Genomic DNA, 11,346 nt, shown 5'->3' on the forward strand with positions numbered 1-11,346 from the left:
TCCAAGCCGGACTGCGGCGGATAGCTCTCATCCAGGAACCGGTGACCAATCCCAGATCTAAAAGATGGCGCCTGACCAGTCCATGGGCAGTTAGAGAAGCTACTCTTCCGGACCCACCGTTGGGAAGTTGTGAAAGCGGCACTATATTTACTGACATGAAAATTAACCCCCTTTACATTGGACAAATCGAGTGTTATCCTACTTTGTAGCATTTGTAGCAGCGGATAACAAAGTTAGCCGCGGCTAAACTGAATTATGATAGTAATATATTGCATAAAAGGGTTTTGGGTGCCTGTCCGAAAATCACCTCTTATGCAGGAAATAGTAAGTTAATGAAGAAAGGGTTATTATAAGTAGATGCTATGAATAATTTAGCTATTAAAGGGTGATCTTGGAATGCGCAAAAGACTTAAAGCAAAAAGAAACCTTCGCAGGAGAAGGGTTGCGTTTATATTTGTTATTGGGATACTCCTTACTGCTGGGTTTGCTTTCGGTAATGAAAGGACAAGTCCTGATAATATAAATGGTCTTGTTTGTTACAGTGAGGGAAATAACACCAACAGTCAGAATAGTCAGATTAGTTGGAGAGAAGATGAAAACGATCGCACCCTTCATGTTATAGCCAAGCAAAAAGAGGCAAAGAGAGTTGCTGCTAGAGAAGCTGAAAGATTGGCGGAAGAGTCCCAGATTGAATTAGCCAAAAAAGCGCAGCTGAATCCTAGTAGGGCTATTGATGCCAACCCTACTTCCCGGAGGGGAACATATAAGATTGATGTAAGTATCAGTGAACAAAAGGTGCGTGTTTATCAGGGAGATACATTAATCAAGGAATGGGTAGTGTCAACCGGAAAGAATAACCGTACACCACTAGGTAGATTTACTACCAAGCAAAAGGGTGATTGGTTCTTCAGCGAAAAGTACCAGCAGGGAGGAAAGTGGTGGATAGCTTTCCAAGGCAATTATCTATTTCACAGCGTTCCTATGGATCGAAATCAGAATATAATTCCCGAGGAAGCAGAAATGCTGGGGACACCGGTTTCGCATGGGTGTGTTCGCTTAGATGTTGAACATGCAAAATGGCTCTATGATAATATCCCCCAGGGGACACCTGTTGTAATTCACAACTAGCCTTGTTTTATCCCGCCGATAAGGGCATCCGCGATATCATCCAAAAGCGGTTCCTTTTTTGCACGCAAAAGCAGTTCGCTTCCTTTCAAGACAGCGGGCAGGTTGACATTCCTGCCCTCCGGTTGGTGAGCCTTGACGACCTCCTGCTCGAAACTATCATAACTATGCACTGTAAACCTTTCTATTCCAACCTTGTCTGCGGCTCTTTCCAGCAAGGCTACAGTCAGTTCCCCGTACGAGACGCACTGAGTCACAGGGAGCAACTCTACAAGCAGAGGGACCAGCCTTTCCAGGATAAACCTTCTGTGCGGCATGCCATCCGTGGCTCCCAGTTCTTGACGGAGTCCTTCTAGTTTTGTCTGATCCATCTGTAGTAAAAGTTTCAGGAAATATTCTTCATCGCGATTGACATCAACACAGTATCGTATGCCGTGAAAGCCTTTGAATACCTTCAATGTGTCGTAATACCCCAATTCAATGTTGGTCTGTGCTCTTTCCCTGGTAAAGTCAAACATGCTTCCCAGGTTCTCGCAGGGTTTAATCAGGGTAATGCTTAAGCCTTTCTCCTTCTCACTTTTTTTTATCCCCTTTTGTACAAGCCTGACCGCAATGATTTTTTTGAAATCCTTTTTGTGCAAGCAGGCTGATTGGCAGGTTGTCATATACACCGCCATCTAAAAAGGATTTATTGCCTATGCGCTGCCTTTGGAAAACCGGCAAGCTTGCGCTGGCCAGGAGGTAATCGATTAGTTTACCTTGCGGGATATCCTGTAAGAATAATTTTAATGGGGTTAGATCGGAGAGGGATATGGTGATAATGCCAAACTCTATTCCTGCCTGTCTGATCTTGGTTTCATCCAGGCACTGGCATAACAGATTGTGCAGAGGAGTTGTATCCATCCCGCGGTTGTGAAAAATAGATTTTATGTATTGCAGAATATCAGATGTAATATCAGCGGAAATTTCCAAATTTTTTATCTTTTCATATAACTCGTCATCAATACTGACAATCTTGGAGGGCGTTATGTCACTCCAAACATCCAGTGCTTGATCAAAATCCCCCTGCACCATCATGGCTCCATTGAGGGCTCCCACAGATGTCCCGGCAACACCGCAGTAGTCAATTCCCAGTTTTCTTAAGGCTTTCCAGACTCCGACCTGATATGCACCTCTGGCACCTCCGCCTTCCAGTATAATGCCGTACACCGCAGATCCCCCCATTTCTGATTATGGATTAACCCCATGATTGTCTATAACTTCTATTAGTTCACTCTTATGATGCATCATCTTGCAGTTCTCTAACATATTAATAATCTTTTCGCTATCAGCAGAAATATCCTGCTGCTTTCCAAAAAACTTATAGCGCTAGCGATAAACTGCTAAAAGAATATTATAAAAATATTTTTGTAAGGGTATTGACAAATAGACCCTATAGGAATAATATCACTATAGGCATAATACATATAGAGGAGATAATCACTATGTGCGATCATCATTCTGAAGATAAAAAAATGTCAGGCTGCCGCTGTGGCGGGGGATTGCCTGTGGAGAAATTTATGCAGCCGTGTCTGCTCTTGCTTCTTAAGCAGCGTTCTGCTCATGGCTATGACCTGATTCAACTGCTCCCTGAATTTGGCTTCAGTGACAGGTTGGATCCGGGTTCAGTTTACAGAAATTTGCGCCGTCTGGAGGAGGATGGGTTGGTCACATCCCAATGGGATGTAGGTGAAGGCGGTCCCGCCAGGCGTCTGTACAGTCTCACCGATGAGGGTGAGGAGATGCTTCATGCCTGGGCCGTGCACATCAGACAGCAGCGCAAACGGATGGATGATTTTTTAGACAGATTCCAATTGCTTTTTGATAACAAAGAGATGTGAAGAGGGGGTGAAAAATGTGTGTTGCTCTGATCATCATGTCAAGGTAGACAGCTGCAGCTGTGGCTGTGGTGATGGTATCACCAGGCGCTTCTTCAGCAGGAAAGAAAAGATCGCTAAACTTGAGGAGTACCTGAGGGATCTGCGAGCGGAAACGGAAGCTGTTGAGGCCAAAATAAGCTGTCTCAAAGAGGAGAAATAAAGGTTTAATAATAATAATTAACACCCTGGGACAATCCGGGGTGTTTTTTTGAATAATCAATAAGGGTGACTGTCACCCGGAACTGAATATTTTGATAAATAGTGACTCATGCTTGGGACTCATACTTTTGGCATCTGGTTTATGGTTTCAGATCTCTTGCAGGCTTCACGGGAAAAGCTTAGAATTATTATGGCAGTCGGCAACCGGTAGCCGAAAAAGAAGTAAAAGGAGAAATAAAATGAAATTTTACGAAGAACTCCAGGCTAAAGTGGGGCAACTTGTACAGGATAAGGGGCTGCAAGGGTATCCCGTTGAGGTGAAAGGTAAGGTGTTGAAGCCTGAGGAGGCTATTGGCAAACCTGAGCGGCGTGATTTTCCCCTTCTACAGGGTAAGGAATTAATGGTGGAGGCAGAGTTTCAGGGTCATAAAGGACAGGCTTTCACCAGCGAACCCCGGGGATTTCAGGGGACAATAGAGGAGATTCTGATTACTCCACTGCACAAGAAGAGCAGCGGAGAGATGGCTGTATTTATCGCTACCTTAAATGCTGTAATGAGCTATTTGGGTATGGCGGAAAAAATGCGGCACTGCAGTGATGAAGAACCTGAAAGGTGTTCCCGTGAATTATGTGCATTTTTGAAGGAAAAGTACGGAGATGCTCGGGTGGGGATGGTGGGTTATCAACCTGCGATGGTCGATCACCTGCACCGTGAGTTTACTATCCGCGTGCTTGATCTGAACCCCGGTAATATCGGCAAGATTAAAAATGGAGTGCTCATTGAGGACGGAGAGAAGAGCAGGGATGATGTGACCCAGTGGGCTGACCTCCTTCTGGTGACCGGGAGCACTGTGGTCAATGGGACAATAGAGGACTATTCTGGTTTAGAAAAGCCGGTACTCTTTTATGGTAATACCATTGCCGGAACAGCGGTTCTGATGGGACTGGAGAGGGTATGTTTTTGCGGTAAATAAGCATAAATATAATTCCAGCAGGGTTTTAGACGATTCTGAAGGGATAATAATTTCAAAATCTATAAACATGTATGACCCAGAACCGGGACTTGATAATTCTCCGGTTCTTCTTTTGTGTTCAGAAGGTTCAGAACGTGACCAGAAGGTGACAAGAAGGTGACTGTCACCATTTAGCTGAATCTATATATAACTGTAAATATCTGTATATATCCATATATGCAGGTTGCACCCCTGATGGGCAACACAGCCCCTCATGCTCAAGGATTGAACTTTTTCTACGCCTTCCGACAAGGATATTTCCCTTCTTTGTAGAAAAATCAATTATACAGTTCTGCCAGCGGATAATTATAATACATATTATGGCCAGATGTCTGGCTTAGGAAGCGGGAGGTTTTTTTAAGTGGGATTTTTCAAAGATATGAGTGACAGTGCCATCAACTTATTTCAGTACCGGCGTTTTGCCGATCAACCCTGGGGAAAGGTAATTTCTTACTTACTGCTTATAGTTTTGATCCTGGGGATACCTGTGCTTTTATCCTTTGTATTTGATTTTAATAAGGGAGTAGGCGGTTTGATCGCTAAGTTTAATGAAAATATTCCCGATTTTGTGTTAAAGGATGGGGAGTTAGAGGTTTCCGGGGAAATGCCTCTGGTTTTTGAAGATATTAGCGGTGGCGAAAAGAGTATTTATGTTATTGATACCAGCGGCGAGACAGATGTTAGTGTTTTGGATGATTATGATACTGGGATGTTTATTTCGAAAAATGAAGCTATAATCAAAAAAAAATACAATAGAAAAACAGACCTATAGTTTTTCTGCGTTCAAAGGCGGGGAAATTCACAAAGCCGATGTTGAAAAATTTTTATCATATATTAAATTTATGGGCATCTTTATTGTGTTGTTTGGTTTGATATATTTCTTCCTATCAAAGCTTTGTACAGCTGTAGTGTTGGGGCTTGTCTGTCTGCTCTTTTCAGCGGTACAAAACACTGGCCTTAAATATGAGCAAACATTCAAGATTACTATTTATGCTCTTACAATACCCACTCTTTTTCAGGCACTGCATCAAATCCTTGCACCGCAATTTTATTATGGGCGGTTTATTTACTACTGCATTGCTTTGCTTTATCTTTGGTTTGCCGTGCGTGCAATACGGATTAAACAGGGAGAGGATAGCAATAAGGATATTGCCTTATAGTGAATTATAGTGGTTGATACTACAGGGCGGGAAGCCTTAAGTAATCCTGGGAGGCCTCCTCGATCGCCTCTTTGTCGCTTATGTCGAAATCATCAATCAAAAACCTTTCATGAGCGATTTCTGTACTGAGTGGGTTATGTCCCATGTAGTGCGCCACCTCCTGTAATTAGTTTAGGTAAACGGGCATAAATTAATCAGGAAAATCAATCCAGATCTGTGCAGGTAGCATATATTGTTATTGTTGACATCATAACTCTACTTGCCTATAATATGTGAGTGAGCAATCACTCTCACTATCTAAGATTGTTTGGGAGGCACTCATGGATATAGCATCAGAGACCAGCAGTACGCAGAAGAAAATAATAAATGCGGCGATCAAGGTCTTTTCGGAAAAGGGCTTTGAAGGAGCCACAACCAGCGAGATTGCCCAAGAGGCCGGTGTCGCTGAAGGAACGATTTTTCGCCATTTTGGCACTAAAAAAGGAATCCTCCATGGCATTCTCGTCAGCGCAGTTACCAGTTTCCAAAAACCGCAGTTTATGGTGTCTCTGGCAGAGGTAATTGAGAAAGGGGATGCCCATTCCTTGATACATATGATCAAGGAACAGCTGGAGGCAATTGAAAAGCAACTCCCTTTGTTAAAAATGCTATTTTATGAGGCCCAGTTTCATACAGAAGTTCAAGAGATTATAATGGAGAAGATTGCCAGGCCTATTCTTGATCTCCTTAGCCAATCTATCGGGAAACAGAAAGATATGCAGAAATTCCGGTGTTTAGATACTAACCTCATGGCTGTTTCACTGATTTCGTCCCTTTGGGGGTATGTTGTGTGGAAGCAGATAGCACCGGAGCAGGAGACAATCGATGAGGAAGAGGCTTTGACACAGCTTATGGATATTTGGCTGAAAGGTGTAGAAGTGAATCCCTACAACAGCTGAGGAGGTTTGGAGTAAATGCCGGTGCGGGTGGGTATTCCGCGTTATTTGGGTTATTTTACGTTTTACCCCTTGTGGAAAACCTTTTTCGAAGAAATAGGGTTGGAGGTGATCACATCTCCTCCTACTAACCAGCAGATTCTCAATGATGGAGTGGCGGAAGCGGTTAATGATGCCTGTATTCCTATTAAACTGTACCACGGTCACGTGGTAGCAATAAAGGATCAGGTGGATGTCCTTTTTGTGCCTCGTTTTGTCAAGGTGCGTAAACTGGAAACGGAAACCTTTTGCCCTAAGTTTTTGGGGCTTCCTGACCTGCTGCGTGCTTCCATCAACAACCTGCCGGAACTGCTCGATACAAGGGTTGAACTTACCAGTGGGCGTTTTGAGCTGTTCCGTATTGCCAGGGAGATAGGGGAGAGGTTTGGAGTCAGTCTTGCCAGGATTACCAGGGCGTACATCCTTGCCTGTCAGGCTCTTCGACGATACCGGGGGCTGATGTGCAAAGGGATGCTGTCAGATGATGCACTGGAGTGTATGGAAAAGGGAAATCAAGCAAGCAAGCGACAAAACCTAGGGGAACTGTCCATTGCTGTGCTCGGTTATCCTTATCTTGTTTATGACCATTTCATCAACATGGATCTGGTTAAAAAACTGAATGGCCTTGGGGCTAAAGCATTTACCGCAGAGATGATTCCTCCCGGACGACTGCTCAGGGAAGCAAAGAACATGCCCAAGCAAATGTTTTGGTACTATTCCAATCGTGCTATACATGCAGCTTACTATTATTTGAAAAAGAAGAGGGTTGATGGGATTATCCATGTTACTGCATTTGCCTGTGGACCTGATGCTATGCTGGACAGGCTCATGGAAATGGAATCCAAAAAGTGGGGACGCATGCCTTTTCTGACTCTTTCTATTGATGAGGAAACAGGAACAGGTGGGGTAGATACGCGCCTGGAAGCCTTTATTGATATGTTGAAAAGGAGAAGTGTCAAGTAGTGAAGATTACATATCCGCATATGGGTTATTCCTATGTTGCTTTTAAGATGCTGATCAATGATCTGGGTTATGAAGCAGTGGTTCCTCCAGAGCCAAGCAAACGGACTATCGACCTGGGTGTCCGCTATGCACCTGAATTCGCCTGTATTCCTTTTAAGGTGCTCTTGGGAACCTATTTGGAGACCATCGAGATGGGTGCAGAGATGGCTATTACATCGGGTGGCATGGGACCCTGTAGAGCGGGGTACTATGGTATCATGCATCAAAGGATTTTGAACGAATTGGGCCATGACTTTCATATACACATTTTTGAACCCCCCCAAGTTAATTATCTGGACTTTATCAAAAAACTAAAAGCAATTAAGCCCCGGGGTATGTCCTGGCGTACCTTTATTCAGTTGATCAAAAAGGGGTACGGAAAACTGGAAGCCATCGATGAGATGGAGTACTTGATGTATAGGATTATGCCCTTTGAGATCAACAAAGGAGATACCGCGAACGCCTTTAAGAAAGTACTGGAAATACTGGATGAGGCACAAACCGCGGAGGAGATCGAGGATGCGCGGTGGGAGTGCAGGAAAATGATCGCCAAGGTGCCCCAGGACAGGTCGCGTGTCCCTCTAAAAATAGGGATCATTGGTGAGATTTATGTTGTTCTGGAACCGGCGGTGAATTTCTATCTTCAGAAGACACTGGGGGAAATGGGTGTTTATACAGACCGTTCAATCTGGCTGACCTCCTATACCCAAAAAAACGTTCTTGTAGAAGGGAAAATCGGAGAAAAGGATATCCACGAGATGGCACATCCTTATCTCAATGAATTGATCGGCGGGCATGGGCTTAACAGCATTGGGGAGATTGTCATTTATGCAGAGGATGGTTATGATGGTGTTATTCAACTGGCGCCCTTCTCCTGTATCCCTGAGATCATGGCTAAAGGCATCGTTCCCCGGGTGAGCCGGGAAGAGGGGATACCGGTGATGACGATTTTTATCGATGAACAGACCGCTGCTGCTGGTGTGTTAACGCGGTTAGAGGCTTTTCTAGATTTGCTTAAGCGGAGAAGAGAACAACAAGCTATAAAAGAAAAGAGTCTTGCTTGATAGTTTTGGGAGGATAGGGCATGAAAAAAGGTTATCTAGGAATCGATGTGGGTTCGGTAAGCACTAATTTAATCGTAATTGATGAACAGGACGAGGTGCTGGCCTCCTTGTATCTCAGAACTCAGGGACAGCCGATTCGTGTTATCCAGGAGGGTATGAAAGAAATTTCCGGCCTTGTTCCGGGTGATGTGGAGATCCATGCAGCGGGTACCACAGGCAGTGCCAGGTACCTGGGAGGGATCATGGTTGGAGCAGACATCATCAAAAATGAGATCACTGCTCATGCTGTAGCAACATCACGCTTTGTGCCGGGTGTACAGACGATCCTGGAAATCGGCGGACAGGACTCCAAGATTATTATCCTGAGGGATGGTATTGTTACCGACTTTGCCATGAATACTGTCTGTGCCGCGGGAACCGGTTCATTTCTGGACCAGCAGTCGGCACGGCTCTGTATCCCCATCGAGGATTTCGGTGAACTGGCTTTGAAATCTCAGCATCCGGTACGCATCGCCGGGCGTTGCGCGGTTTTTGCCGAATCCGATATGATTCACAAACAACAGCTCGGCCACAGTACGGAAGACATTATTGCTGGGCTGTGTGATGCCCTGGTTCGCAACTACTTAAACAATGTGGGTAAGGGCAAAGAAATTTTACCCCCCATTGCCTTTCAGGGAGGGGTTGCTGCTAACGCCGGGATGAAAAAGGCCTTTGAAAAGTCCCTCAACCATGAGGTGATCATTCCCAACAACTTCGCTGTCATGGGTGCGCTGGGTGTGGCCATCATCGCCCGGGAAACAGTAGAACTAAAGAAGGAAAAAACTATATTCAAGGGTTTTGAAGTGACCGATTTCAGCTACAAAACCCGCAGTTTCGAATGCAAATCCTGTCCCAACAGGTGTGAAGTAGTCCAGTTCTTCCAAAACGGCGAGGTGATCGCCCGCTGGGGCAGCCGCTGCGGCAAGTGGGATGTAAAAGCCAGCTGATGGACCCGCCACGGGGACGGTCACTTTGGCTGGTCGGCACAGGAACTTGCCACGGGGAATGTCCGAAAGCGCCGGCCAGGGGCCAGCCGCGGGGACGGTTCCTGGCGCATTTCTGCGGGGCCTTCACGTGCCCGCCACGGGGACTGTTCCTGTAGCTGGTAAGTTAGGGCTGCCGTGTGACGCGGAGACGGTCTTTTGTCCCGGTTCTACAAGTGACAGAGGAGCGGTCCTTCAGGTAAGGAAATTAGACGGTTATTCGTGATCTTTCAGACAACAGGGCATTTTTAGCGAACTAACCACTAATATTACCCCTTGACAAGAGGGGTTTTTAGCTGTACCAAACGTTTAGTATATACTAAACGTTCAACATATAGCAATATTGCCTAATGATATTCACCTGCTGAAATGTCTACAGGGCTCAGAATTCCCCTATCATGGCTCAAGCCTGGGGCTTCTGCAAGGTATTTTGGGTGAAAAGGATAATGGAAGGGAGGGGTTTGTTTTGTCTGGCCAAGGTAAGGAGGTTTTTTCGAACACCAGGAAAAGCAGTTCTGTTCGGCAGTTTGTGTTCGGTTTTCTGCCGATAATTTGTATCGAATTTATTGTCGTGGGAGTCATTCTCTTCATTTTCGTGCCCAAGGGATGGCCGCTGCTACTGGCTTTTGCTCTGCTTTTTAGCTTGTATTTGTACGCAGCTATTATTTTCACTTTTATGATTTGTTCAGCTCATATCTTATCTGCAGATGAATTATACCTACGAATGGCTTCATGGTTTAAATGCCGCCTTCCAATTTCGCTTATTGCCGCAGTAGAACAATATCCCCCCCTCATCATATCCCAAGCCGGATATGATCGGTGTTATGCTTGCCAGGGAAGGGGAAACCCTCTACTGTTTGTCGCGAAAAAGCGATGTCTGTAGAATCCAATTGACAGAACCGGTTATGGTTAAGGCTCCGGCTGCCCAAGATCGCAAAAGTAAGCGGGGGTTGGTGCGGGAGATACTGATCAATGTTGATGAGCCCGAAAGGTTTATGGAAAGGATGAGCGGATTGGTAGCTGCCCTACCTGTGGCTCAAACTGGAGTTGATACAACAGAGGACACGGTTGGCGGGGTTGCGGGAGAAGGGGAAGGGGCAGGAGCAGGAGCGATCCTTGCTGATTCACCCGGTATTCGTTCCTGTGCAACGGTTTCAGTGGAACATGCCGGAGCGGGTCTTGAGGCAGAAGTCAGAGGCGCCGCTTCTGTAGGGGATGTAAGTGCAGCAGAAAGAGCTCATCCGAAAGGGGATATTTGTTCTGAAACACAAATCACTGGGCTGCTGCTCAGTCTGGAATTTGATAAATTAACCAGGTATTTCGGCGATTTTCCTGCTGTTCAGAATCTCACCTTAAAGACTTATCCAGGTGAGATTTTCGGTTTTCTCGGGGCCAACGGTGCGGGGAAAACCACCACCATTAGGATGGTCACCGGGCTTTTAAGGCCGACATCAGGGAAAGTGATGGTGAGGGGAGAGGACCTGTGGCAGCCGGGAACTGAAACCCGGCGCCTGATCGGGTATGTTCCCGATACCCCCCTGGTTTATGAGAGGCTGACTGCCAGTATTTCTTTTAAAAAGGATCAGGGTCAGCGGCTGATGGGTTTTTTGTCTGCGTTGCATCTGCCGTCAACCGTACAAGCGGTGATGCTGAAAGAGTGGTTTTCTCTGCGGCGCAGTTCCATAACGAAGTTTCGCCTGATAGCCTGGCTCATTCTTTCGGTGGTTCCATTTTTACATCCGGGTCTACGCTCATTTGTCATATCTCTGCCCTCACAGCTGATTGTGGTGTTTGTGATTCTGGGTTTTTCGTGTTTTGGAGAATTGACTCGCCGCCAGCCTACCAGTCCGAAGCCTGGACCTGCCGTGGGGATTTATGGCTGGCAGCTGTCAAACCAGGGCAGTTGCA

General features: G+C 45.7%; 15 protein-coding genes. 11 read left to right on the plus strand and 4 right to left on the minus strand.

Features of this window, described 5'->3' with window-relative positions; genetic code table 11:
• The coding region (locus SSCH_RS07405; protein WP_044664906.1) for a FeoA family protein at positions 1-157 on the minus strand (157 nt) is incomplete at its 3' end.
• A gap of 239 nt (positions 158-396) precedes the next feature.
• Between SSCH_RS07405 and SSCH_RS16500 the strand changes: the two genes are divergently transcribed.
• Positions 397-1,128, plus strand: a complete 732-nt coding sequence (locus SSCH_RS16500) for a L,D-transpeptidase (RefSeq protein WP_052835437.1) — start codon at positions 397-399, stop codon at positions 1,126-1,128.
• Here SSCH_RS16500 and SSCH_RS16505 read toward each other — a convergent pair.
• Together SSCH_RS16505 and SSCH_RS16510 are read right to left on the minus strand one after the other, a co-directional pair.
• Positions 1,125-1,790: a hypothetical protein gene (locus SSCH_RS16505; RefSeq protein WP_198142262.1), complete on the minus strand. Its 666-nt coding sequence runs from the start codon at positions 1,788-1,790 to the stop codon at positions 1,125-1,127. The genes SSCH_RS16500 and SSCH_RS16505 overlap by 4 nt on opposite strands.
• Complete coding sequence (locus SSCH_RS16510; RefSeq protein ID WP_052835439.1) at positions 1,699-2,334, minus strand: patatin-like phospholipase family protein; 636 nt, start codon at positions 2,332-2,334, stop codon at positions 1,699-1,701. Before SSCH_RS16510 ends, SSCH_RS16505 begins: the two co-directional genes overlap by 92 nt.
• A 275-nt stretch (positions 2,335-2,609) precedes the next feature.
• Here SSCH_RS16510 and SSCH_RS07420 point away from each other — a divergent pair, with 275 nt between their 5' ends.
• The 5 genes from SSCH_RS07420 (at position 2,610) to SSCH_RS20910 (ending at position 5,376) form a co-directional block, all read left to right on the plus strand.
• The gene (locus SSCH_RS07420) at positions 2,610-3,005 is read left to right on the plus strand and encodes a helix-turn-helix transcriptional regulator (protein WP_052835440.1); all 396 of its coding nucleotides are present in this window, start codon (positions 2,610-2,612) and stop codon (positions 3,003-3,005) included.
• A 16-nt stretch (positions 3,006-3,021) separates the two neighbouring features.
• Positions 3,022-3,204 carry a hypothetical protein gene (locus SSCH_RS07425; RefSeq protein ID WP_044664907.1) on the plus strand — a complete coding sequence of 61 codons (183 nt, stop codon included), beginning with the start codon at positions 3,022-3,024 and terminating at the stop codon, positions 3,202-3,204.
• 238 nt (positions 3,205-3,442) lie between these two features.
• Entirely contained in the window at positions 3,443-4,177 is a 735-nt protein-coding gene (locus tag SSCH_RS07430; RefSeq protein ID WP_044664908.1) for a Rossmann-like domain-containing protein, read from the plus strand.
• Between the two features lie 400 nt (positions 4,178-4,577).
• Entirely contained in the window at positions 4,578-4,988 is a 411-nt protein-coding gene (locus SSCH_RS20905; protein WP_044664909.1) for a DUF1189 family protein, read from the plus strand.
• A 25-nt stretch (positions 4,989-5,013) separates the two neighbouring features.
• Positions 5,014-5,376 (plus strand): DUF1189 family protein, encoded by a 363-nt coding sequence (locus tag SSCH_RS20910; RefSeq protein ID WP_269746147.1) that lies wholly within the window; start codon positions 5,014-5,016, stop codon positions 5,374-5,376.
• A 19-nt stretch (positions 5,377-5,395) separates the two neighbouring features.
• On the opposite strand, the gene SSCH_RS20915 is transcribed toward SSCH_RS20910, so the two are convergent.
• The gene (locus SSCH_RS20915) at positions 5,396-5,521 is read right to left on the minus strand and encodes a hypothetical protein (RefSeq protein ID WP_269746146.1); all 126 of its coding nucleotides are present in this window, start codon (positions 5,519-5,521) and stop codon (positions 5,396-5,398) included.
• 175 nt (positions 5,522-5,696) lie between these two features.
• On the opposite strand from SSCH_RS20915, the gene SSCH_RS07445 reads away from it, so the two are divergent.
• From SSCH_RS07445 to SSCH_RS16515, 5 genes are all read left to right on the plus strand, one after another.
• A complete protein-coding gene (locus SSCH_RS07445; protein WP_044664911.1) occupies positions 5,697-6,314 on the plus strand; it encodes a TetR/AcrR family transcriptional regulator in 618 nt (205 codons plus the stop codon).
• 15 nt (positions 6,315-6,329) lie between these two features.
• Positions 6,330-7,313: an acyl-CoA dehydratase activase-related protein gene (locus SSCH_RS07450; RefSeq protein ID WP_044664912.1), complete on the plus strand. Its 984-nt coding sequence runs from the start codon at positions 6,330-6,332 to the stop codon at positions 7,311-7,313.
• Complete coding sequence (locus tag SSCH_RS07455; protein ID WP_044664913.1) at positions 7,313-8,416, plus strand: 2-hydroxyacyl-CoA dehydratase; 1,104 nt, start codon at positions 7,313-7,315, stop codon at positions 8,414-8,416. Before SSCH_RS07450 ends, SSCH_RS07455 begins: the two co-directional genes overlap by 1 nt.
• 20 nt (positions 8,417-8,436) lie before the next feature.
• Positions 8,437-9,402, plus strand: a complete 966-nt coding sequence (locus SSCH_RS07460) for an acyl-CoA dehydratase activase (protein WP_044664914.1) — start codon at positions 8,437-8,439, stop codon at positions 9,400-9,402.
• 848 nt (positions 9,403-10,250) lie between these two features.
• The coding region (locus SSCH_RS16515; protein WP_198142267.1) for an ATP-binding cassette domain-containing protein at positions 10,251-11,346 on the plus strand (1,096 nt) is incomplete at its 3' end.

Origin of the sequence: Syntrophaceticus schinkii (assembly GCF_000946815.1) — a bacterium.
Taxonomy (GTDB): Bacteria; Bacillota; DSM-12270; order Thermacetogeniales; family Thermacetogeniaceae; genus Syntrophaceticus; species Syntrophaceticus schinkii.

Coding starts and splice junctions, on each gene's coding strand:
- SSCH_RS20915 (WP_269746146.1), bottom strand. CDS start 5,521: ATGGGACATAACCCACTCAGTACAGAAATCGCTCATGAAAGGTTTTTG.
- SSCH_RS07450 (WP_044664912.1), top strand. CDS start 6,330: ATGCCGGTGCGGGTGGGTATTCCGCGTTATTTGGGTTATTTTACGTTT.
- SSCH_RS07460 (WP_044664914.1), top strand. CDS start 8,437: ATGAAAAAAGGTTATCTAGGAATCGATGTGGGTTCGGTAAGCACTAAT.
- SSCH_RS16500 (WP_052835437.1), top strand. CDS start 397: ATGCGCAAAAGACTTAAAGCAAAAAGAAACCTTCGCAGGAGAAGGGTT.
- SSCH_RS07430 (WP_044664908.1), top strand. CDS start 3,443: ATGAAATTTTACGAAGAACTCCAGGCTAAAGTGGGGCAACTTGTACAG.
- SSCH_RS16505 (WP_198142262.1), bottom strand. CDS start 1,790: ATGACAACCTGCCAATCAGCCTGCTTGCACAAAAAGGATTTCAAAAAA.
- SSCH_RS07445 (WP_044664911.1), top strand. CDS start 5,697: ATGGATATAGCATCAGAGACCAGCAGTACGCAGAAGAAAATAATAAAT.
- SSCH_RS07420 (WP_052835440.1), top strand. CDS start 2,610: ATGTGCGATCATCATTCTGAAGATAAAAAAATGTCAGGCTGCCGCTGT.